The sequence below is a fragment of the Polycladomyces zharkentensis genome (assembly GCF_016938855.1).
GTDB classification, from domain to species: Bacteria; Bacillota; Bacilli; order Thermoactinomycetales; family JIR-001; genus Polycladomyces; species Polycladomyces zharkentensis.
Map to the genome: position 1 here is coordinate 17538 of NZ_JAFHAP010000005.1, position 23349 is coordinate 40886.

A 23349-nucleotide genomic window follows, 5' to 3' on the forward strand; every position below is an offset into this window, starting at 1 on the left:
CAATGCTTTCCCATACACTTCGAATATTCCGGATCATTTGGAGCGTTGCCCGATTTCAGTTTCTCACCATGATCTTTCTGTCAATTCTAATGGGGGCCGCCCCCACGATCTTGATCTTAGCAACCCAAATAGTGGTCAACAATGTCGTCTTGAGTTGGAATGAGGGATTTTCTCAGGTGATTTATGCCCTGTCCGTCTTGGGGGGTGTCATGATTTTCAATGAAACCTGCAGCATCCTGCGGGTGTATGTTGAAAAAATTTTTGAAACCGCTTTGTCTTACCATGTGGACATATTGGTGATGAAGAAAGCAGCCGTCTTGCATCTCCGCGATTTTGAAAACCACGAAGTGCAGGATCAGATCAAGAGAGTCCAAAATGAGTCCAAGTTTCGAATATACGATGTGTTTAAGCAGGTAATGGCTGTATTCTCAGGGTTTATTACATTGCTTTCGTCCGTCTCAATCTTATTCTTTTGGCATTGGTGGGCAGCCGTCATGATACTGGTTGTTCCCGTGTTGTTTTTTCCCTTGTTTTTGAGGTTGGGTCAGAAGGAATTTTTGTACCTGTGGCAAAGGGCACCCAAGATGCGGGAGGCATGGTACATCAGTTATATCATGACCCGAGATTTTTCCTTCAAGGAAATCAAGCTGTATCAATTGGGCGCTTATCTGATCAGGAAATATCAGGAGATTCACAACCGGTTTATTTCTCAGGATAAGGAAGTTGCCGCTCAAAGGAGAACGCTTTCTTTTTTGTATCAGATCATCAACTATGCCGTCGTTCTGACCATCATTTATTTTATCTTAAAAGCCGCGTATTTCAAACAAATCCTGATCGGCAACATGGTAAGTTACCTGCAAGCTATCAGTCTCACCTTGTCTACTGTCCAAAGTTTGACGCAGGGGTTACTTCTTCTGTGTCAACACAACCTGTTTTTGGAACAGTTGTTCTCATATCTGGACATGAAGACGGAGTCAAAACAGCAAATGGATCTGCCAAGGAGAAAGTTGCAACACCCCATCTCACACATAGAGTTTCGTCAAATCAGATTTCGGTACCCTCAAACCGATCATTATGCATTGGACGGGATCAGCTTTCAGTTAAAAACCGGGGAGACTTTGGCTATTGTCGGACCCAATGGTTCCGGAAAGTCTACACTTATTAAAATACTGACCCAAATGTACACCGATTTTGAAGGAGAATACCGAATCAATGGCATTTCCGTCAAGGAGTATGATCCTGATGAAATCAACCGCAGAATCGGAAGTGTTTTCCAGGATTTTGTCAAATATGAAATGCCATTGCGTCAAAACATCGGTTTTGGCGATCTCCAAAAAATGAATGATGATATTTCCCTTTTGACAGCGGCAGAAAAAGCGGGATTGCATCCATTATTACAATCGCTTCCTGATAAAATGGAAACCCAACTTGGAAAACTGTTTCAGGGAGGCTATCAGTTGTCTGGTGGACAGTGGCAACGGGTGGCAATTTCCCGAGCGTATGTACGGGATGCGGATATATACATCTTGGATGAACCCAGTTCGTTTTTAGATCCTCAGGCGGAACACGAAGTATTCCGCAAATTCAAGGATTTGGTGCGCAACAGGATCGGGATATTCATATCTCATCGTTTGTCCTCGGCAAGGTATGCTGACAAGATCATCGTATTAGACCGGGGGAGAATTGTGGAGATGGGATCTCATGATGAGTTGATGAAACAGAATCAATTGTACGCGGAGATGTTTACCAAACAAGCATCGAGCTATGTGAATCACAATTTCACGAGCGTTCCGGATAGGAGGGTTCAAATTGGGCGAGGGACTGACGGGTTGCTCGGGAATCAACCCGGTTCTTGCTGACAGGGCAATGGAGATAAGCCAAACCATTTCCGAAAGATTGATCGACCCGATCGCTGTAAGGCGGATTGTCAAACAACCGGACAATGTTTCGGTAACGGGGGCGACTCCTTGGGGGGATATCAGTCTTTCTCATGGCTACCCGGGGTGCGTTCTCCTGTTTGCCCATTGGGATTGGTACGAACCCGGGCAGCAGTGGGATTATCATGCGCATCAACATATTCTGCAAATAAAAGAATATTTGGAGGAAAAAGGGGCCGGGAGCATTTCGTTGTTTTCGGGTCTTTCAGGAGTTGCTTTTGCTTGTCAGGCTGCTTCGAGAGAGGGTGAACGATATGTCCGTTTTCTCGACTTGGTCAATACCGCCATCATCAGGGAAGTCGATCGGTTGATAGAAAGGGATCGGGAACGCAGAAAAAAAGAACGAGGGGTGAGTCCAAAAGTTTATGATGTCATTTCCGGATTGAGCGGTATAGGCAGATATTTGCTCAATAACCCTCAAAACGGTGAGTTGAGCCTGGCCCTTGAAAAAGTTCTCCACTATTTGATCGAGTTGTGCGAAATGACAGAAGTGGACAACCATATGGTTCCGGGATGGTTTATCCCTCGGAAATACCAGTTCCTCGAACGGGAAATGACCCTGTTTCCTCATGGAAACTTTAATTGCGGCATGGCACATGGCATTCCGGGTCCGCTCGCTCTCCTGTCATTGGCTTCACTCAGAAATTATCGAGTGGACAAGCAATTGGAAACGATCCGGAACATCAGCGATTGGTTATTGAGAAGGATGCATGAGGATGAATACGGTCCATTGTGGCCTGACCGGATTCGGTTTGAAGATGAGATACAGGAGAAAAAATCGGAAAAATATTTTACTCGAGAAGCATGGTGTTATGGAACTCCCGGGGTTTCCCGCTCCATGTATCTGGCTGGAAAGGCATTGGAGGATGACGATCTGAAAGACATTGCCATACGGTCGTTAAAAGCGAGTCTGTCCAGACCGGAGGAGTTGCAGAAACTTGAATCCCCCACTTTTTGTCACGGAAAAACGGGTTTGATGCAGATATTGATCAGGATGGCTTGGGAGACCGGGGAGGAATGTTTTATTCAGCATGCGGAAACACTTGCGGTGCAGGTGATGGGCATGTTTCAGGAAGAGGCCCCGTTTGGATATCAGGATATCGAAGGTGGAAAAAGATTGGACAAAGCGGGGCTGCTGGAAGGCGTCTCGGGTATCGGATTGGCATTGATGAGCCTGAAGGACGAAAAATATTGGGATTGGGATGCAGCCTTTCTTATTTCATAAAAGGACGTGAACGAAATGGATCTGGATCTGTTGAAATCAAAAAATTTATTGGTAGGTGTCAGTGGCTCCATATCCGTTTTGGGGCTTCCTTCCTATCTGTCCATGTTTTCATATTATTTCAAAGCGGTGAAGGTGGTCATGACACCATCAGCAGATCGACTGATTCCGAGGGAAACAGTGAACCTGCTTTGTTCGGGGGCCTACACCGACGAAAAGGAACTGTTCAAGGAAGTCAGCCATGTGGAGTTGGCGAGATGGGCTGATGTCTTCATCGTGTTGCCTGCGACCGCCAACATTCTCGGACAGGCTGCCCATGGTTTGGGAAACAATTTGCTGACTACGGTCATTCTCGCCTATCCTGATCCCATTCTCTATTTTCCAAACATGAACGAGCGGATGTGGAAAAAAACAACGAAACGTCAGGATGCTGGAACAAGACGGGGATCAGGTTGTTGCGCCCGTACGGACCATGGCGTACGAGATCGCTTCGGGAGAGATGGGCCCCAACTACACGATTCCTTCCAAGGATGTGGTAATGAAACATCTTTATGAAATGGTGACCGGAAATCAGACATCCCTCCAAACGTAAAAGAAAGGCCAGTTCATGTAGATCATCCGTATTCCTTGTGACTCAAAACTGAGGGGGAAATAAGGATGTCCATGTCCGTAAAAGAGGCGATGGAAACACGCCGCAGCATTCGCAAATACGCACAAGAACCCATTCCCAGGGAAGATATCGAGGAAATGTTGCGCTTAGCCAGCTTGGCACCCAGTGCGTGGAACATACAGCCCTGGCGTTTTATCGTTGTGATGGATCCGGAGAAAAAAAGGGAATTGCATTTGGCTGCCAATCGACACCCCCAAGTGAAAAGTGCTCCAGTCGTTATCATCCTGACAAGTGACATGGAAGATGCCATTGCCCATATCGAAGAGTGTATCCACCCGGACATGCCGGAAGAGGGGAAACAATGGTTAAAAGAAACCATTCCAAAAGTATTTGGAGCGCAATCAGCCGAGCAACGAGGACAGTGGGGAGTTGCGCAGTCTAACATTGTCCTTGGATATCTGTTAATTGCGATTCGCAGCTTGGGTTATGACTCCTCGCCCATGTATGGATACAATCCGGAACGGATACGCCAGTTGTTTGATCTGCCAAGCCATGTGCAAATTCCTGCGATTATCGCCATTGGAAAACGGGCGGAGGAAGGGCATTCGCATCACCGTCACCCGCTGCACAGGATTGTCAGGTATGTGTAAAAAAAGAACTGCTGACCTGCCTTTGTCAGCAGTCCCACCGGCATCATCGGATGCCGGTTCCCTTTTTCATGGCAAGGTTTTGTTCACCGTGTCCAGCAACGGGTTCAGTATGCCCTCAACCAATCCGTTATCCCTGTTGTCGTCGTCATTTCCTTGGCCGTCGTCGCCCGGTTGATCATCGGGCGGTTGAGGTGGTTTCTCCTGTGGCGGTGGTGATTCGGAGTCCGGCGGATTGCTTGGTTCGGTTTGGGATGGCTGACCCGAATCATCCCGGCGCGGTTTCCGTGACGGTTGATCAGAAGATGACGGTTCCGATGCCGGTGAAGGGTTCGGCTCATATGCGGGTTGTTGCCTGTCGTTTGTGGAAGTGGCCTCGTTGGTATGATTGGCATTTGTATTGGGCTGTTCATATGTAGGTGCTGTGGCGGATGGTTTGTTCTCCGGTTTTGTCGCAACCACCGGCAAATCGGACGATTGGGACGAATGGTCGGCAGGTCGGGATGCATGTTTTTTGGACGCATCGGTTTGGCCTGACGGATGGACAACGGGTTGTTGTTGATCGTTGGAAGTAGTTACGGACGACGGGGTATAGGTGTAATGATCGCCGGTGATTTCTTTCAACACATGTTGTCCGACAGGCGCTTGCGCCGTTTGTGCGGGGATAAAGCCGGTCAACAGGAAGCATCCCGTTACGGTGGCAAATACCATTCTCCTCCGCTTTTTCAACTGTTTTCGACGTTCCGCTCTCGTCGGCATTGAACACTTCCCTCCTTTCCAACCCTATTCACCGGCCATTGTATCAAATTGCAGGCGGCTTGTCTGTACCAGCGGAAATGTAATTCGTGTCAAAGTTAGGAGATATTTGACAATCATAGCGGGAAGTTGCTTGTACATTTGTGTTCCGATCGGAAAAGCTCTCTGTTTTTTAACGATTGCACAATAGGGACTCAATCTTCACTACACAGGCGTTTGATACAATTCGTTTGCTCCCGGTAAGCAGACAATTCCCCAAGGAGGGGGTCCCTCATGGCGAAAACGATGGAGACACTTACCCCGTTGACAGTGAAGTTGGCGGAAAATGAGAAGGAGCGGGAACAAGCCTTCCGGTTGCGTTACCGTGTGTTTGTAGAGGAAATGAAAAATTCGTTACTACGCAATCCCCAACGGTTGGAATGCGATCACTATGACCCGTATTGCGACCATCTGATCGTCGTGGAACCTGAAAGTGGGGAAGTGATCGGTACATATCGTTTGTTGCCGGGTGACCGGGCTCGTCGCTGCGGATTTTACTCCGAGACGGAATTTGACCTTTCCGCTTTTCAAAGCGCGGCACCGGTCACATTGGAGTTGGGGAGGAGTTGCGTGGCTCCGGAATATCGCGACGGGAAAACGATTCAATATTTGTGGGCCGGTATCGCGGATTATCTGAAACGACACCGGTTTCAGTACCTCATTGGTTGTGCCAGTTTGCCGTCGATGGGACGGGAAGAATTGAACCGGGTTTACAGTTGGTTGCATTGGAAGGGCATGTTGACCGACGAATTCGGGATTCGACCGCTTCCTGACCGACGGGTGGAAGGTTTGGAACGCATCGATATCACGGGCCAGGAGAAAGCGATCATGCGGACCATTCCTCCGCTGATCAAAGGGTATGGTCGACTGGGAGCCAAACTGGCGGCCCAACCCGCATACGACCCGATCTTTGGTACATTCGATTGGTTGGTGGTGCTGGAAACGTCGAGCGTGATCAGGCGGTATCAGCGTCACTTTTTGGAGGGGAGGTAATGGTTTGTACGAATGGATCGCCAGATGTACGAAGAATGAACGGTGGATGCAGGCAGTCACGCAGTGGTTGCGGCAAATGCCGCTCCCGTTGGTTGAACGGATGTGCCGGTGGGGGGGCTTGTTGCTCTATGCGGTGGGTTTTGCGATGAGACGGAAAATACGGGAAAACCTGTCCCGATTGTTGCCGGAACGAACTTCCGGGCAAATCCGTCGCATCGTCCGGCGGTATTTTGAGCACGGGGTCCTTACCTTATACGAGATTCTGGTCGATGTACCGTCCGAGTTGGTCGGGAGCCGTGCAAGATTTACCGTCGAAGGGGAAGAACATCTGAGACGCGTGCTGGAGAGTGGAAAAGGGGCCATTTTGTTTACTCCTCATGTCGGTAATTATTTTTATTATTACTGGTACTTCTCACAGCGTTATCCCTGCCTGACGGTCGTGACGGCGGGGAGTGATGAGTTGCGCCCCCTGTATCTCCGCATGCAGGCACTCGGATGCCAAGGATTGGATTATGACAATACCCCGCCGCTGACGCTTTTGCGCAGGTTGCGGCAACATCTGCGCGAAGGCGGTGTCATTCTGCTTTTGGGAGATTTTTGGCGACCGAATTTTCCGCACGCGCTGATGTTCGGCAGACAAACACGCAGTCCCAGGGGAGCGGCCCTGATGGCTTTGGAAGAGCGGGTACCGGTGATCCCCTTTTACGGATACCGTGAGCAGGGTTTCTGTCATCGCGTGGTGATCGAACCGCCCGTTCACCTGTACAAGTATTTCGATTCCGGTCAAACCTTGGAAGCGACCAACCGGTTGAACGGTTTTCTGGAAAGAGCGATTCGTGCCTGTCCTGAGCAATGGTTTTACTGGTTTGATGTTGATCGCCGCTTTGATTCGGCGGGTGATTGGGTTGTGGATGATGGAGGGAGTTCGGATGAAATCGACCCGGTTTCCGTTTCTCCGTAAGCATCAACAAGTTCGTCAGTCAATGATTTCGAGCGCGTTTGTGACGGGCGATTTGTCGTCGTTTGCAGGTCGGGTGGGAAAAAGGGGACAGGTGTCCACTCCCGCCCTTCTGTATGGGGGGACGTTTTTGAAAGAAACGGGAAGCGGGGGAAAGAGAGTGAGGTGACCCATCCCACGGGCACACCGGGGATGGATTGTCTCACTCTCTTGTTTTGTTTGGGAAGCGTTCAGCATGAGAAAGGAGAGAAATGTGAATGGATACGGGAAGCCATCTGCTGTTCGGATTTACCATGGCCGGGCTGTCGTATCTGGACCCGGCGGTATCCGGCGACCCGACCCTGGCCCAGGCGGTGATGGTGGGAACGGTGGTGGGTTCCAATGCGCCGGATTTTGACAGCGTGGTGCGGTTGAAGGGATATTCCGCCTACATTCGCCACCACCGGGGGGTAACGCATTCGATTCCCGCCTGGTTCGTTTGGCCGGCGGTGATCGGTGTTCCGTTGGCCGCCGGATATCATGTGTGGGATCATTTTTGGACGTTGTACGGCTGGATTTGGCTGTCCGTCGTCTTTCATGTGTTCCTGGACTTGTTTAATACCTACGGGGTGCAAATCGCCCGACCGTTCGTGAAAAAATGGTTCCACCTCGATATTTTGGCGATCTTTGAGCCGTTTTTGTTTGTGGTGCATCTGGGAGGGTTGTGGTGGTGGTACCAGGGAGCCGATCCGCGTCAGGTGTTCGGCTGGGTGTATGCCGTCACCGTCGGGTATATCGCCGTTCGCACGTGGCATCATCGGCGGGTGATCGACCGGGTGCACAGGGAAACTGGTTTGGCGGGAGTTTGCCACGTATTGCCCACGTTTCACTGGTTCCATTGGCTGTTTGTCGTAGAGACGGAGGATGGGTTTTATACGGGGAAAGTGTCGGGGCGTTCTGTTCGGGTGGAGGATTTCTATCCCAAGGAGCGGGAAAACCCGGCAATCCGCGCGAGCATGAAAACGGACGGCGTGCGGGCGTTTCTCAGTTTTGCCCAATGGGTGCACGTTACCTGTCGCGAGTTGCAAGACGGGTACGAAGTCATATGGAGCGATGTTCGCTTTTGGTACGACAAAAAGCTGCCGTTCGGCGTCAATGTCCGGCTGGACAAAGACGGCAACGTGGTGTGGCATCGGTTGGGTTGGCGCAAGCGGCTGTGGGACCCGCCGTTTGTGTGAGTGATGGATATTGGAAGAATACAATGGGCTTCCCGCTTGTGTGAAAAGGGATGGCCGTTTTCCCACAAGCAACCTTGGAATCATTGGAAAGAGGAGAGTGAAAACGGCCCACCCGAGATCACGATGGTAGTCCACTTTGTCAGCAGCTACCCAAATTGGGTAGTTTCTCTTTATGCCGCCGCAGGAAGCGGCACAACTCGTCGCTGTACTGGCGGCCACCAAGTTGTTGGAGCGGATACCGGTTGTCAAGGTTTTGGATGAGGTGTTGGGCAAGTTCAAGGGCGTGATCCAAAATTGGGCGAGAAAATGGTTCCTCAGGCCTCGCCTGCAACCGGCTGGCGGTGCTTCGGTCGATTGGCAATTGGATGAACATGACCGGGATATCCGACATTTTGCCAAAACGGATGAGTTCACCGCCGTGCAGGACTCCGGCTCCAAAAAGGATAAAGCCTGGGATCGATTTGAGAGAGAAGATCCGTTGCCGGGAAGTGTGGGGGTCAGTAAAACGAATAGTTTGTTTAAAGAAGTACTGGATATGGCGTATAAAGAAGATCGCAGTAGAGTTCAAACCTTCGGCATTCCGGATGATATGGTAATACAGGATGGGCGTATTACCATTGTAGAAGAGGCAAAGATGTATTCCAAAAAGGATTTTGAACGGTTAGCAGAGTTGGCAAAGGAGAATCCTAAGCAATTTGTTAGGGAAGGGGTACCAGCAGCAAACGATCCAAGACAAAAGCGCTTTATCCAGTTAATTAAGCACAAACGTTCTGTAAATTATCTTCTAAACCACTTAGATCGATTGAAATTAGCCAAAGAGCTGGGAATCACCCGTTCCGATTCGGATGTGGTTTACATGCTGAAGGTTCCCAAACATGCACCGGAGAAAGCACTGAACGTGATTAAGGAGACCTTTGAAAAAACACTTCAGATTAAGGTGAAAATCCGAAAAATCGACTGGTAGGGAGGGAAAGGTATGGAAGATAGGGAAAAATGGCTGATATATACCTATTGGGGGTCTTATCTGAAAGAGGATTACCTTAGTATCAGTTTGGATGTTGTTGAGATCTTGATGAAACATTGGGGGATCGCTCGCCGATTGAACGGATGGAACTTTGACTTGGACAATGAAGGAATCAGAGACATTGATTCCATCGATAAGGTTAAAGAAGAAGTATTAAACGATCGGGATCACTACGAACTTTATGACGTGACATTTTTTAATCCTTCAATCACAGAAGAAATCTATGTCAACCGGCTGAATGTAAACAAAACAATGCTAAGAGTGGAAGAATACGACGAACTTAAGTATTTTCAAACCGACGATCCCGCGCTTAACGAACAGCGAACCCAAGCCCTGCTGGAAGTGTTCACCGATGTGGCAAGCCTGCCGGCCATCGAGGAGCTGTGGATGGGGGATGAATGGAACGCCTTTATGGGAAAGCCTGCTTATTTGTATCGCCCGAAACCGTTGTATGATCGGGTCTATGATACTCTGTACACATTGAAGACCAAAAACGAGGTAGAGAAGTTGGTTCAACAGTTTGAGCGGTATGTTCCGAGTGAATTGGTGATGGACTTCCTCAATCAGCGATTGGGAGCGGAAGCTGTCCGGGAGATGGGGAACGGGAAAATCCGGGTATTGTTTTACAACCGGGAGTTGACCCGATTAAAGGCAGATCCCAAAAAGGTGCTTTCAGAGTTGAAAAATCACGTGGATAACTATTGCCGGCAAAAAGGGGTGACCCTGTATCCGCTGTGAAAGTTGTCTCAAAGGCTTAAATGACAATAAAAGCTCCCTTGTGCTTTTGAGGGAGCTTTTTGACTGATCTTCGCGTCACAAGGAAGCGCTGATCCCTCTCCTGAGTAAACCGGATTTGCAAAAATACGGAGTTTCACCGGATCAACGACCGCAGATACGCGATCACTTCTTTCAACTGATCGACAAACACATCAATCTCTTCCTCGGTCGTTGTACTGCCGAGTGAAATCCGCACGCTCTGGTGCGCCTCATCTTGGCTGCGTCCCATTGCCATCAGCACGTGGGAGGGGGCATGTTTCCCCGCACTGCAGGCGGAACCGCTGGAGACGGCAACGCCCATCCGGTTGAGTTCCAGCATCACCGCCTGACCCTCGATGCGATGGAAGCTGAGATTCAGGTTATTGGGCAAACGTTGTTCGGGATGACCGTTCAACCGCACTTCCCCGATTTCCGTTTTGATCCGTTGCCAGAGCCGGTCACGCAACCGGGTGAGTCGCTCCCGGGTCTCTTCCACTTCGCGGGCGGCCAGTTCGGCCGCGATCCCCAAACCGACGATGGCGGGAACATTGTAGGTGCCGGGCCGCATACCGCGTTCGTGTCCGCCGCCGTGAACGATGGGGGAGATGCGGACGCCTTTCCGCACGTACAGCGCGCCGACCCCTTTGGGACCGCCGATTTTATGGCCGCCGACGCTCAGCAGATCGACATGGAGATCCCGCACCGAAAACGGGACCTTGCCGAAAAACTGGACGGCATCGGTGTGAAACAGCACGTCTTTGTTACGGAGCAATCGCCCGATTTCCGCGATCGGCTGGATGGTTCCCACTTCGTTGTTGGCGGCCATGATGCTGACCAGGATGGTGTCGGGTCGCAGGGCCCGCTCCACATCTTCGACGCGGACAAGGCCGTTTTCGTCAACGGGGAGTTCCGTTACCTCAAAACCGTTCTCCTTCAGCGATCGGCATGTTTCCAACACCGACGGGTGCTCGATCTGTGTCGTGATGATGTGTCGCCCTTTGTGCCGCCGCTTTTTTGCGGCGCCTTGGATGGCCAGGTTGTTGGACTCTGTTCCTCCGCCGGTGAACACGATTTCCCGGGGACTTTCGGCACCCAGCGCACGCAGGAGTTGCCCCCGTGCATGCTCGACCGCATCATGGGCGTGTTGTCCCCAATCGTGCAAACTGCTGGGGTTGCCAAATTCCGTGTCCATGTATTGGAGAACGCCCGCGCGCACTTCCGGCCGAACGGGCGTGGTGGCCGCATGGTCCAGATAGATCCGTTTCATTCGTTTTGAACGCCGGGAACCCTTGGCCGGCGCTGTTCCCTCCCTTTTTTGTTCAGTGATTAGCAATGTTTTTGAACTCCCTTTCATTATAGCGAAAGGGAGAAACAAAGTCCTCCCCATTTCCGGAAAAGAATCGTAACCGTTTTCACCAGCTCAAAATTGGCAGTTGACAATCAGGTGTATCATAACAACAATAAGAGTGATCGGTTGAGCTGATTATGTGAAAGGAATCACAAAGATGCGAACGGTACAAACGGATTACATCGTGGTGGGCAGTGGAATCGCGGGATTGATGACCGGCCTGTTACTGGGAAATACGGGCGAAGTGATCATACTCACCAAAGCACGTGAGGAAGCGAGCAATTCGTTTCGGGCGCAAGGCGGGATTGCCGCCGCGATCGGCGAGGGAGATTCTCCCGAACTGCATCGGGAGGATACTTTGCGGACGGGCGTTCAGCATTGCGATCCCACATCGGTGGATGTGTTGGTCAATATGGCACCCAAAACAATTCAATTGCTGATGGAGTTGGGTGCGAAGTTCGATCGTGACGGCGAGCAATGGGCATTGGGACGCGAAGGTTCCCACAGTGCATCGCGCATTCTGCATGCCGAAGGGGATGCGACGGGTGCGGCCATCACCCGGGCATTGCTTCAGCAGGTGGCGAAGCGCCCGCATGTCAACCTGATCTCCCATACGATGGTGGTGGATTTGGTCGTATCCGACGGAGAGTGTGTGGGTGTACTTGCAGCCGACGCCGAAGCCGGTGCGACGCTGTATTTGGCGCGAGGCGTCGTGCTGGCCACGGGTGGTTGCGGACAAGTGTACCGATATACGACGAATGATCTCGTATCCACGGGTGACGGGTTTGCCATGGCCCGACGAGCGGGCGTGCCGCTGATGGACATGGAATTCGTACAGTTTCATCCCACTGCGTTGGCAGTGGAACAAAATCCGATGTTTTTGGTTTCGGAAGCGGTGCGCGGTGAAGGTGCCACCTTGATCAATGACCGTGGTGAAGCATTCATGCAGCGATATCATGCGTGGGGCGACCTGGCACCCCGGGATGAAGTGTCGCGGGCGATTTACAGTGAAATGCAGAAAGGTCGCCGCGTCTTTCTGGATGCCGGCGTGATCGGTGAGCGGTTTGCCCGTCGATTCCCCACGATTGAGCGCCATTGCCAAGCGCACGGTATCAATCCGGCAAGCGATCCGATTCCTGTCACACCTGCCGCACATTTTATTATGGGCGGAATACGGACCGATTCATACGGGCAAACGCCGCTTACTCGCCTGTTTGCATGCGGGGAAGTGGCATGCACCGGCGTTCACGGTGCCAACCGTTTGGCGAGCAACTCCTGTTGGAGGGCGCCGTATTTTCCCAGCGCGTGGCGGAACGGATGGCGCATCTGCCGCCGCGGGAGAAAGTGCCGGATCACGTGCCTGCTGTAGAGCTGTACACGGATCGTACGCAAATGGAACAGTGGAAAGATCGAATTCGGACGATCATGTGGGAAAAGGCGGGGATCATTCGAACGGCACAGGGCTTGACTGAAGGGCTGAATGCGTTGCGCGAGCTGGAGAGCGAAGTGCCGGTCTCGGCATGGGAGTGCCGCAATATGATTACCGCGTCGCAAGCCATCCTGCAATCCGCTTTGTGGCGCCAGGAAAGCCGCGGTGGACACTATCGGGCGGATTTTCCGGAAACATTGGAGGAGTGGGCGAAAAAACACCACGTGGTATAGAAAGGAGCGGGGAAGATGAACCCGTTGGAACTGGATGCTGTCATCCGAACGGCATTGAATGAAGACGTCGGACCGGGAGACATCACAACGGAAGCCTTGGCGGATGAACATCATGAGAGCGCGGCTGTTTTCATCGCCAAACAACCGGGTGTCATCGCCGGTCTTCCCGTGGCGGAGCGCGTGTTTCGCCTGTTGGATGCGGATGTGCGGTTTGAACGGTTGGTGGAAGAAGGAGATGAAGTGACGGCATACACCGCTGTGGCCCGCGTGATCGGACTGACGCGCGCCCTGCTTACCGGGGAGCGTGTCGCGTTGAACTTCATGCAGCGGATGAGCGGCATTGCGACAGTGACCCGCCAGGTCGTGCGCCAAGTGGAAGGGTTGGACTGCGTCATCCTCGACACCCGCAAAACGACGCCGGGACTGCGTATGTTGGAAAAGTACGCCGTACGGGTCGGCGGCGGCACCAACCACCGCTACGGTTTGAGTCACGGTGTCATGATCAAGGACAACCATGTGGCGCTGGCCGGCAGCTTGGAAGCGGCTGTTCGCCGCGTGCGGGAACGCCTGGGGCACATGGTGCAGGTGGAAGTGGAGTGTGACACGTTGGAACAGGTGAGGGAAGTGCTGAAACTGGACGTGGATGCCATTCTCTTGGACAACATGGAACCCGCCGAGCTGCGGGAGGCAGTACGGTTGATCGACGGCCGGGTGTGGACGGAAGCCTCCGGCGGCATCACACCGGACAATGTCCGGGAAGTGGCGGAAACCGGCGTCAACGGCATTTCGCTCGGCTGGTTGACGCATTCGGCCAAGGCGATGGATATCGGTTTGGATTGGACTGGAGAAAAGGGGGATGAGCGATGATTGACATGTTGACCGCGGTGCATCAGGATTTGCCGGAAGAATACCGCACGCTCTCCGACCAGGAACTGGATCGCCGCATCTTGGAAGCGAAGCGCCGGCTCGGATCGGATTTGGTGATCCTGGGTCATCACTACCAGCGGGATGACGTGATCCAATTCGCCGACTACCGTGGGGACTCGCTGAAACTGGCCAAGATCGCGGAGAAACTGCACGATGTCAAATACATCGTATTCTGTGGCGTTCACTTCATGGCCGAAACGGCCGACACACTGACCACGGATGAACAGATCGTCGTGTTGCCCGATATGAAAGCGGGCTGCTCCATGGCTGACATGGCGGATATCGACGAGGTGGAAGAAGCGTGGGAAGTGATTCAGGACGAGTTTGGTGATACGGTCATCCCGGTTACCTATGTGAACTCCACGGCGGCGATCAAGGCGTTCGTCGGTCGTCATGGCGGGACGACCTGTACGTCCTCCAACGCGGAGGCCGTGTTGAAATGGGCGTTTGAGCGGAAAAAGCGCATCTTGTTCCTGCCTGATCAGCATCTGGGACGCAACACCGCGTACAAAATGGGCATCACGCTGGAGCAAATGGTTATCTGGGCTCCGGAAACGGGTGAATTTGAGGATTACCATTGTGATCGGGAAGACGTGCGCATGATCCTGTGGAAAGGACACTGCTCCGTACACCAAAAATTCCTGCCCGAACACGTGCACCGCGTCCGCGAACGCGATCCCGAAATGAAAGTGATTGTTCATCCCGAGTGCTCGTTTGAAGTGGTGCAACTGGCAGATGACAATGGTTCCACCGATTACATTATCCGCACGATTGAAGCCGCTCCGCCGGGAAGCAAGTGGGCGATCGGCACGGAAGTCAATTTGGTTCAACGCTTGGCCCAAGAGCATCCGGAACAGAAAATCATGTTGCTCAGCACGACCATGTGCCCCTGTCTGACAATGAACCGGATCGACCGTCCGCATCTGTTGTGGGCGCTGGAAAACCTGGTGGAAGGCAATGTGGTCAATCAGATCAAAGTGGACCCGGAAACCACTCACTGGTCCAAAGTGGCACTGGATCGGATGCTGGCTATCCAATGATGCCGGGTAAAAGACCGTCTCTCTGTTTGATGGGAGGCGGTTTTTTTCATCCGCAACTGCCATATTTGTGGTATCATACGGAAAAATGTGACCGAAAGGCGGAGGCTGCCAGGGATGAGAAAGTGTATCGTAGTGTTGCTGTTGATGATATTCCTGGTGGGTTGCAATGCGGAGTTCATGGATCGGGAGCCGGACCGACTCCCCGTCATTCCAACCCATGACCATGGCCATTCGTTTACATACAAGGGGAAAATATATACGGCACAAGCAGTGTTGGGTGTCCCCTCGTCGCAGTTGGGAGAACCCGTCGGCCGGGTACAGCCGGAGGACATGGTGGTTTACCGTATCAAAGGGTTGTCGGAGGAGTGGTTGGCCACTCAATTTGAAGGCACACCCACCGTATATACGTCCAAAAAAGGGATCAATCTCCAAATGCTTGCCCCCCGTGAAATCATCGCGGAGGATACTACACCGATTGTGAGTTACTTTACCGACGATCCTTCCATCAGAGACCAAACAGTGATCGCTCGATTGATCAACCGCATTGTCAAGGGCCGTTATGCAATGGGGAAGGTGGAGGGGAAGATCAGGAACCTGAAACTGCTTTCCTTCGTCTCTTCCCGCTATCCGGGAATACGATATCAGATTTATTATACAGAAAGATTAGACGGTCAAACCTTTTTGGATGACAATGTCGGCCGGGTGTATCCGGGAGCGGGTTCCATGCTCAAACCGTATTTGGATTGACACTCCACACGTCTGAAGACGTGGGATTCTTGGGTCGTTAGTAGGGTACTTCCTATGGTCGCCGTGGGCTTTCTGACAGCCATTTCTGTAATTGTGATGACACATTGATTCCATGGTCATCCGGGCATATTCATTTTTGAATGAATCAGCATGCAGGGTATGCCGAATGTTATTCAAAATTGAATCAGTTGATGGTTGATCTATCCTGATTCATTTGTTTGCGCAACTGGTGGTGTTCACTCCTTCCACCGCCATCACACTTGTAATCAGTCAACTTTATTTATTTGGAAAATTAGAAAATAATCTATAAGATAATATTGGTATAAAACTTGCAATAGTGAAAAGGTGCAAAAGGGCGAAGGGAAATTGCCGTGTCAACTGGTTGGGTGGCTTTCATTGAACAAATGCATCAATTGCCTGCACCAAGTATGGCCAAAGACCATCCAGGCCTGCCGGTAGTGAAAAGAAGAAGGATGTTGATTTCTGCGGGACAGATGGAACGTTACTCGGAATCGTGACAAATACCGGGTATCGCCAACCCGAAGTGGTTTGGGCGATTCAAAATGCGGCTGATCGCCTGTTGCAGGTAGCCGCCCGGAAATGGATGAAACAGTGACCGTTACGAGCACATGGAATCACATTTGGCGGGAATCCCGTCTCCTGTTCGGCTGCTCTGGCCACCACTGAGGTATCTAAGGAGAAAAAGTTGATTGAAAATTGCCGGGAGATGAGAAGGTACGCCCCGTGAGAGACCTGAAAGAGATGAGATCGCATGAGGTGGGATTATGATGCAATTGCTTGATATCATTGTCATTCTCATTTATTTTGGCACGATGATCGTGATTGGGCTCTACGGTTCAATGAAAGCCAAAACAACCGAAGAGTATGTCCTGGCCGGGAGGAATTTGGGCTTCTTTATGTTCTTTGGTTGCATGGCGGCGGTTATTTTGGGTGGGGCATCTACGATTGGAACTGCAAAACTGGGTTATCAGTATGGAATATCAGGGATGTGGTTTGTGGTCATGATTGGATTAGGGATGCTCCTGTTGGGAATTTTTATGATCCGGCCACTCTATGGGGAAAAAGTGAAAACCATCAGCGAATTATTGGGTAAACGTTATAATACTGAAACAAGGTATCTCAGTGCCGTTGTGGCCAGTATCTATACACTCATGGTTTCTGTTACACAAGTGATTGGAATGGGAACCGTTTTTCATGCCGTACTGGGTTGGGATGATCATGTATCCATGCTGGTCGGCGGAGGAATTGTCCTTTTTTATACGCTGTTGGGTGGTATGTGGAGTGTCACCATAACGGATATTGTTCAATTTGTGATCAAAGCCACCGGCATTTTTGTCATCATGTTACCCATGAGCTTATATGCGGCAGGTGGATGGTCCAATCTGGTTTCCAGATTGCCTGATTCTCATTTCGATCTGACTCACATTGGACTTACCCAGATCTTGCAATATTTCCTGCTCTACACGCTTGGTTTGATCATTTCCCAGGATATTTGGCAACGGACATTTACGGCAAAAACAGAAAGGATTTCTCGTACAGGCAGTATTGCTGCCGGCGTTTTCAGTATTGCTTATGCGATTGCGATCAGCATCATAGGGATGTGCGGCGTTGTTGTCATACCCAATATCGATAATCCGCAAAATATTTTCGCAGCCATGGCGCTCAAAATTCTTCCGCCCGGTGTATTGGGACTGGTGCTGGCTTGTGTGTGTTCCGCGCTGATGTCCACTTCCTCAGGTACATTGCTCGCCTCATCCACTTTAATCACGAATGATATACTCAAACCATTTTTCTTCCAAAATGCAGATGAAAAGCGGTTAATGACCGTTTCCAGGGTCGTAACTTTGCTGGTTGGATTGACTGGCATCGTCTTTGCCATTTGGATTCAAGATGTATTAGTGGCACTGGATGTAGCGTATGCGATTCTCTCCGGAGCCATATTCGTACCTGTGGTGTTGGGATTTTTCTGGAAAAGAGCAACTGCGAAAGCAGGATTTTATTCGATTATCATCAGCACTTTGGTCATCATCGCCGGGTTAGCGATCGAAGGGATTACTTCAACCAATCCGATAATGTACGGAATCGCCGTCAGCTTCTTGGTGATGATCATCCTTTCACTGATCCCTGCGTCGAAAGAAGTTGTTGTCAGCAATGAGACAGCCAAGCAGGAGCACAGTTAATATCCAATAGTCTTTGGAATTCGGCAGGGAAAAAAGGTTCTTCTCCAATCTCCAAAGATGTGAATGCATGGGAATGGAATCTCATGAAGGTTGCTGATTTGGGTCGACGACCAAAAAGCCGCTTGGTCCCGTTCTGGGATCAGCGGCTTCTTTGTTTTATGAACCGTGAGGTTCCGGTGGAAGTTCATGCGGGGGAATTTGCAGATGCTGGACCCGCAATCGTGTCAGTTGTGTGGCCATGTAGTCGGGGGAATAGGGCATATCGTGTTTCAGCCACCAGGAAATGACGCCCAGATAAGCGGATGCGGCATAGTGTATCAAGATCTCTTTGGGTACTTTGGGATGGATCGCTTTGGTCATGCTTTGTTCCAGGCGGCTGTCCAAGACGTTGACAAAAACGTCCATGAGCCGGGACCAAAAGCTTTGTTGCCCTTTATTGCCGAGCATCACTCGATAAAATTTCTCGTGTTTGGCAACATGCTCAAATACATAGACCAAGTCGGGAAGCGGCTGAATGACATTTCCGTCTGAATCGACGATGTCATAGTCGATCAGCCGGCATTTCTTCATTCCGGTTACCAATTCTTCCAAGATCTCTTCCACGCTTTGCGCGAGCAGATCTTCTTTGTCCCGGTAATGCAAATAGAAAGTGGCGCGGTTGAGGGTGGCGCGCTGGGTGATGTCTTGCACAGTGATGGCACTGAAGCCTTTTTCACCGATCAGATCGATGAGTGCGTTTCTCAGCATTTGGCGCGTGCGGATGACACGGGGATCCAATTTTCGGGACTTGTGTGGCATAGGTTTTCTCCTCCTTTGTTGATCTTTTTGTTAATTGATAAACAAATGTATCCCCTTCGTCGCTTAATCAACAAATCAGCAGGGATTGCTCATTGAAATCCCCGTTAACGGTATTATAATTGACAATGTGTCGTTTATAAAACGGTTTGTTTAAAAAATGGAATTGCATGATGGAGTCGGAGCCGATTTCCATTACAGTCACGAATAGGAGATGGTACACATGTGTGGTATCGCCGGTTGGATCGATTGGGAAAAAGACCTTTCCGGTGAGCGGCCGGTTTTGGAAAAAATGGCTCATGCGATTCGCCATCGCGGACCGGATGCAGACGGATTTTGGCTGTCGAAAAGGGCCGCTTTGGCGCATCGCCGCTTGATTGTGATCGATCCGGAAGGCGGTCTGCAGCCAATGGTTTATCGCCAAGGGGATCGCGTTTATACTTTGACATATAACGGGGAGATCTATAACTACCTTGAGTTGCGGCGCCTCTTGCAGGAACGTGGCCATGTGTTCAAGACCAACTCCGATACGGAAGTGCTGTTGCACACCTATTTGGAATGGGGCGAAGATTGTGTTCATCATTTGAACGGGATTTTCGCTTTTGCCATTTGGGATGAAGCGGAGCAAAAGCTGTTTTTGGGACGCGACCATTTGGGGGTCAAGCCGCTTTTCTATGTCGAACGCGGTAGCGCCGTCTTGTTTGCTTCTGAAATCAAGGCTTTGCTCGCGCATCCGGCTGTCAAACCGGAAGTGGATCAGAACGGGTTGGCCGAGATTTTCGGCATGGGGCCGATGCGCACTCCCGGCGTCGGTGTGTACAAAGATGTGAAAGAAGTGCGTGCCGGCCATACAGTTGTGTTCACGCGGGAAGGAAAACGCATCACCCGATATTGGGAACTGAAAAGCAAGCCGCACACGGATGATGTGGAGACGACTGCGGAACGCATCCGCGAAATCCTGGAAGATACCGTGCGTCGCCAACTGATTTCCGATATGCCGCTCGTAGCGATGCTCTCCGGAGGATTGGACTCCAGCGGTTTGACGGCGATTGCCGGGAAAGAATTCAGCAGGGAAGGCAAAACGCTCCATACGTATTCACTCGATTTTGTCGGAAGTGACCGGGATTTCCAAGAAGACTTGCTCCACCGCGATTTGGATCAGCCTTGGGTCAAGCGGGTGTCCGAACATGTGAAAACCGAGCATCACACAATTGTCCTGGATGCGGATGAACTGCTGGAGCACATGCTGGTGCCGCTTCGGGCCCGCGATTTGCCGGGAATCGGGGAAATGGAAACATCGCTGTATTTGTTGTTCAGAGAGATGAAAAAAGATGCGACGGTGGCCTTGTCCGGTGAATCGGCGGACGAAGTGTTCAGCGGTTATCCTTGGTTCCACCAGGAAGAGTTTCTGAATGCGCGCACGTTCCCGTGGCTGGTGAGCACTGGTTTCATCAGCAAGGTCATGTCGCCGGAAGCATTGGAGAAAGCCCGCCCGGATGAATATGTGGCGGCGAGATACGAAGAAGCGATTGCCGAAGTGCCGGCGTTGCCCGGTGAAACGGCGTTGGAAGCGCGCCAGCGGGAAATGTCTTATCTCTTTATCACCCGTTTCTTGCCGTTCATGCTCGACCGCAAAGACCGCACCAGCAGTTATGTCGGTTTTGAAGTGCGTGTTCCGTTCTGCGATTATCGCTTGGTGGAATACCTGTGGAATGTCCCGTATCAAGTGAAAACGGTGGATAACATCGAAAAAGGCATTTTGCGGCGGGCACTGAAGGGCTATTTGCCGGACGATGTGCTCTACCGCCGGAAAAGCGCATATCCGACCGCGCAAAATCCGAACTATTTCCAAGCGGTCAAGCGCTGGATGAAAGAGATTTTGACTGATGCCAATTCCCCGGTATTACCGTTAATCGACAAAAAGAAAGTGGAAGCGGTCATCGATGGACAAACAGATCTCGATGCCGGCAGAATCACCAAATTGCTGGAATACCTGATCCAAGTGAATATGTGGTTGAAAGAATACGGGATTGTCATTCGTTAACCCTTGTCGTTATTCCCTACAAAAACCTGCTACTACTACAGTAGCAGGTTTTTTGCAGAAGATAGAAACACATTTTTGCGATAGATATTTTAGGAGAGATTGTTGAAATGGAATCGGAGAGAACAGGCTCACCTGTCAAAGCGTCTCTTATGGCGTGTCTGATGAATACTGTCCCTCATTGTTCTCCCGGATCACTTCACCTGCGTCTGCAGGGAAGCGGTGGCTTTTGCAATAAAGAAATAGATGTTTTATCATTATTGAAAATGTCATTCTATCCAGATACCAGTATTTGTATTTTTCGAAAATCAAAAATTTCCTGTCTCCATCTGGGAGGGACTTCATTGAAAGCGATTGTCATAAGAAATTATGGAGGTCGCGATCAACTGCAACTGGAGGATATTCCCGCTCCATCTGTTGAAAAGGACGAAGTTTTGGTAAAGATTCACGCAACCTCTGTCAATCCCTTGGATTGGAAAGTACGAGAAGGGATGTTGAAAGGTCGTCGGGATTTTCAATTCCCTCTCATTTTAGGTTGGGATTTTTCCGGAGTGGTGATGGACGTCGGTGAAGAGGTAAGCCAACATTACCAGATTGGAGATGCCGTTTTTGGAATGCCCGACCTGACCAAAAACGGAACTTATGCGGAATATATTTCCGTAAAGGCTGATTACTTAGCACCCAAACCCCGCAATTTATCTCACGTCGAGGCTGCTTCCATCCCGCTGGTGGGATTGACTGCGTGGCAAAGCCTGGTCACTCACGGAAATCTCCAACAGGGGGAGAAAGTGCTGATTCATGCCGGGGCAGGTGGTGTAGGAAGCTTTGCCATCCAGCTGGCCAAACATCTGGGAGCCTATGTGGCAACAACGGTGAGTGAGCGGAACAAAGATTTTGTCTCCGAGCTGGGAGCGGATGAAGTCATTGACTACCAAAAACAGAATTTTGCTGCTCAACTTGCGGATTTTGACGTGGTCTTTGATACGGTAGGTGGAGCCGCGCTGGAGAAAAGTTGTTCCGTGTTAAAGCCTGGTGGAAGGTTGATCACCATTGCCGGGTCCGCGAATGCTTCCCTGGAAGAAAGATACGCCATCCGTATCGATCCTGTAGAGGTGGAACCCAACGGTCAACACATGAAAGAGATCCTTACTTTACTTGAAAACAGAAAAATTCGTCCCGTCGTGGAACAACAATATCGCCTGGATGAAATTCGAAAAGCCCATGAAGTAAGCGAGTCGAGGCATCTCCGCGGAAAGATTGGCATCGTAGTTCAATGAAATGGAAGGGAGACAGATGTTTTCACACCACGTGACTGTGGCGTTTTTTGTTTATCTCATAACAGATATTTTTTGGCTAAAACCGATTGATTATTGATTAACCACTTTATCCGTGACTTTTTCCTTCACCAGACGAGTGACAAGAAAAGACTAACCAAGGACACCAGCTGAGCTGCAGCGCTGGCCCAACCGAGGTTCGGCAGAGTGCTGTACTTGAGTATCAAGCCTCCCATGGCGGAACCTCCCACAATCCCCAAACAGAGAAAATTGCTCCCCCTTTTATTCGGGGAGCATTGGGTGGGATTCTGAATCCGGACCTCAACCGGTTACGATCAGCTCGCCGTCCAACACTGTTCCCTTTTCTAACGATATACCTGTCACTGTCAAAAGGTTGATCGGATTGATGTGCCAACATCGGCTCAATCAATACAAAAATCCCCCTGCTATTGTATGTACGGGGGATTCTGACTTATGGGAAGAAAGTCGACCAAAAAGAAAAGCCCAACAAGGGCTGAGTAAAACCCACAATGTGGTGTCCAATCCATTTACCATTGTAACATATTATATTTATTACACCACTATTTGTTCTTTCTAAATGATTCACTGGGGATCAAACCCTGCGTGAATATGAGCAAAAGGGGGGCTGAGTGCTCCAACGGTTAACGACATAAAATCCTCTTCAATCTTGTGGAGGTGAGAAGATGTTATTCTTAACTTTATTGCACCCAGGGGAACATTCATTTTCCAGCGTCTTTTATTGGCAGGTACTGCCTCGAAAAAATAACCGCATTGGAACGGAATAGCGAACGTTCGATTTTTCAAGTAATGATCGTTCTCCTTCACGGCGGCAGTGCCGATTTGCAGATTGGACGTGTTTCTTGTCAGAAATTGCTTTTGAACCAGTCGTTACCGCCTTGGTGGACCAACTACTAACATCAAATCACCTGCACCGTTATACTGGGTGCAAGTGATTTTCATTCAGGAGGGATTCCATGAGTAAATCCATGGTTCAAAAGACCCTGGATGGACTGAAACAGCGGCTTGTAAACAATAAACTGACAATTCAGCAAGAAGAGGGTTCGATAATGGAGGTTGAGTTTGCGTTTCATGAACCGGCAACTGAGCAAGAAATTCAAAATTTCACCGATTGAA

At 50.5% G+C, this 23349-nt stretch carries 22 protein-coding genes; 18 read left to right on the forward strand and 4 right to left on the reverse strand.

All coding sequences use genetic code 11. The features are described from left to right. The first annotated feature begins 110 nt into the window (after positions 1-110). The 4 genes from JQC72_RS04605 (at position 111) to JQC72_RS04620 (ending at position 4419) form a co-directional block, all read left to right on the forward strand. The gene (locus JQC72_RS04605) at positions 111-1859 is read left to right on the forward strand and encodes an ABC transporter ATP-binding protein (RefSeq protein WP_205493301.1); all 1749 of its coding nucleotides are present in this window, start codon (positions 111-113) and stop codon (positions 1857-1859) included. Beyond that, the gene (locus JQC72_RS04610) at positions 1810-3162 is read left to right on the forward strand and encodes a lanthionine synthetase C family protein (protein ID WP_205493303.1); all 1353 of its coding nucleotides are present in this window, start codon (positions 1810-1812) and stop codon (positions 3160-3162) included. The genes JQC72_RS04605 and JQC72_RS04610 overlap by 50 nt, the downstream gene beginning before the upstream one ends. Positions 3163-3177: 15 nt before the next feature. Next, positions 3178-3714, forward strand: coding sequence for a flavoprotein (locus tag JQC72_RS04615; RefSeq protein ID WP_205493305.1), 537 nt, complete (start codon positions 3178-3180; stop codon positions 3712-3714). A 102-nt stretch (positions 3715-3816) separates the two neighbouring features. After that, positions 3817-4419 carry a nitroreductase family protein gene (locus tag JQC72_RS04620; RefSeq protein ID WP_302104505.1) on the forward strand — a complete coding sequence of 201 codons (603 nt, stop codon included), beginning with the start codon at positions 3817-3819 and terminating at the stop codon, positions 4417-4419. 66 nt (positions 4420-4485) lie between these two features. Here the strand turns inward: JQC72_RS04620 and JQC72_RS04625 are convergent, their stop codons facing one another. Continuing rightward, positions 4486-5175 carry a hypothetical protein gene (locus tag JQC72_RS04625; protein WP_205493306.1) on the reverse strand — a complete coding sequence of 230 codons (690 nt, stop codon included), beginning with the start codon at positions 5173-5175 and terminating at the stop codon, positions 4486-4488. A 270-nt stretch (positions 5176-5445) separates the two neighbouring features. Between JQC72_RS04625 and JQC72_RS04630 the strand changes: the two genes are divergently transcribed. From JQC72_RS04630 to JQC72_RS04650, 5 genes are all read left to right on the forward strand, one after another. Continuing rightward, positions 5446-6204, forward strand: a complete 759-nt coding sequence (locus JQC72_RS04630; RefSeq protein WP_205493307.1) for a GNAT family N-acetyltransferase — start codon at positions 5446-5448, stop codon at positions 6202-6204. A gap of 4 nt (positions 6205-6208) precedes the next feature. After that, complete coding sequence (locus JQC72_RS04635) at positions 6209-7165, forward strand: lysophospholipid acyltransferase family protein (protein WP_205493308.1); 957 nt, start codon at positions 6209-6211, stop codon at positions 7163-7165. Positions 7166-7419: 254 nt separating this feature from the next. Continuing rightward, complete coding sequence (locus JQC72_RS04640) at positions 7420-8379, forward strand: metal-dependent hydrolase (protein ID WP_205493309.1); 960 nt, start codon at positions 7420-7422, stop codon at positions 8377-8379. Between the two features lie 172 nt (positions 8380-8551). Then, positions 8552-9343 (forward strand): hypothetical protein, encoded by a 792-nt coding sequence (locus tag JQC72_RS04645; RefSeq protein ID WP_205493310.1) that lies wholly within the window; start codon positions 8552-8554, stop codon positions 9341-9343. A gap of 12 nt (positions 9344-9355) precedes the next feature. After that, positions 9356-10141, forward strand: a complete 786-nt coding sequence (locus JQC72_RS04650; RefSeq protein ID WP_205493311.1) for a hypothetical protein — start codon at positions 9356-9358, stop codon at positions 10139-10141. A gap of 133 nt (positions 10142-10274) precedes the next feature. Here JQC72_RS04650 and JQC72_RS04655 read toward each other — a convergent pair whose 3' ends face one another. After that, positions 10275-11426, reverse strand: coding sequence for a cysteine desulfurase family protein (locus JQC72_RS04655; protein WP_205493313.1), 1152 nt, complete (start codon positions 11424-11426; stop codon positions 10275-10277). A gap of 238 nt (positions 11427-11664) precedes the next feature. Here JQC72_RS04655 and nadB point away from each other — a divergent pair, with 238 nt between their 5' ends. The 6 genes from nadB (at position 11665) to JQC72_RS04685 (ending at position 18084) form a co-directional block, all read left to right on the forward strand. Further along, the gene (gene nadB / locus JQC72_RS04660; RefSeq protein WP_205493315.1) at positions 11665-12876 is read left to right on the forward strand and encodes an L-aspartate oxidase; all 1212 of its coding nucleotides are present in this window, start codon (positions 11665-11667) and stop codon (positions 12874-12876) included. Next, on the forward strand, positions 12825-13169 hold the full coding sequence (locus JQC72_RS04665) for an L-aspartate oxidase (protein ID WP_205493316.1): 345 nt from the start codon (positions 12825-12827) through the stop codon (positions 13167-13169). The genes nadB and JQC72_RS04665 overlap by 52 nt, the downstream gene beginning before the upstream one ends. 15 nt (positions 13170-13184) lie before the next feature. After that, positions 13185-14036, forward strand: a complete 852-nt coding sequence (gene nadC, locus JQC72_RS04670; RefSeq protein ID WP_205493317.1) for a carboxylating nicotinate-nucleotide diphosphorylase — start codon at positions 13185-13187, stop codon at positions 14034-14036. Further along, the gene (nadA, locus tag JQC72_RS04675; RefSeq protein WP_205493318.1) at positions 14033-15136 is read left to right on the forward strand and encodes a quinolinate synthase NadA; all 1104 of its coding nucleotides are present in this window, start codon (positions 14033-14035) and stop codon (positions 15134-15136) included. The genes nadC and nadA overlap by 4 nt, the downstream gene beginning before the upstream one ends. Before the next feature lie 114 nt (positions 15137-15250). After that, on the forward strand, positions 15251-15883 hold the full coding sequence (locus tag JQC72_RS04680; RefSeq protein WP_205493319.1) for a hypothetical protein: 633 nt from the start codon (positions 15251-15253) through the stop codon (positions 15881-15883). Between the two features lie 788 nt (positions 15884-16671). Next, positions 16672-18084: a sodium:solute symporter family protein gene (locus tag JQC72_RS04685; protein WP_205493320.1), complete on the forward strand. Its 1413-nt coding sequence runs from the start codon at positions 16672-16674 to the stop codon at positions 18082-18084. Positions 18085-18240: 156 nt separating this feature from the next. On the opposite strand, the gene JQC72_RS04690 is transcribed toward JQC72_RS04685, so the two are convergent. Next, complete coding sequence (locus JQC72_RS04690) at positions 18241-18882, reverse strand: TetR/AcrR family transcriptional regulator (protein ID WP_205493321.1); 642 nt, start codon at positions 18880-18882, stop codon at positions 18241-18243. Positions 18883-19102: 220 nt separating this feature from the next. Here JQC72_RS04690 and asnB point away from each other — a divergent pair, with 220 nt between their 5' ends. Both asnB and JQC72_RS04700 read left to right on the forward strand, forming a co-directional pair. Then, the gene (gene asnB / locus JQC72_RS04695; protein WP_205493322.1) at positions 19103-20923 is read left to right on the forward strand and encodes an asparagine synthase (glutamine-hydrolyzing); all 1821 of its coding nucleotides are present in this window, start codon (positions 19103-19105) and stop codon (positions 20921-20923) included. A 107-nt stretch (positions 20924-21030) separates the two neighbouring features. Next, on the forward strand, positions 21031-22197 hold the full coding sequence (locus JQC72_RS04700; RefSeq protein ID WP_335342394.1) for an NADP-dependent oxidoreductase: 1167 nt from the start codon (positions 21031-21033) through the stop codon (positions 22195-22197). Positions 22198-22797: 600 nt separating this feature from the next. Here the strand turns inward: JQC72_RS04700 and JQC72_RS04705 are convergent. After that, positions 22798-23019 carry a hypothetical protein gene (locus JQC72_RS04705; RefSeq protein WP_205493324.1) on the reverse strand — a complete coding sequence of 74 codons (222 nt, stop codon included), beginning with the start codon at positions 23017-23019 and terminating at the stop codon, positions 22798-22800. Between the two features lie 170 nt (positions 23020-23189). Here JQC72_RS04705 and JQC72_RS04710 point away from each other — a divergent pair, with 170 nt between their 5' ends. Further along, complete coding sequence (locus JQC72_RS04710) at positions 23190-23348, forward strand: hypothetical protein (RefSeq protein ID WP_205493326.1); 159 nt, start codon at positions 23190-23192, stop codon at positions 23346-23348. The last annotated feature ends 1 nt before the right edge of the window (position 23349 follow it).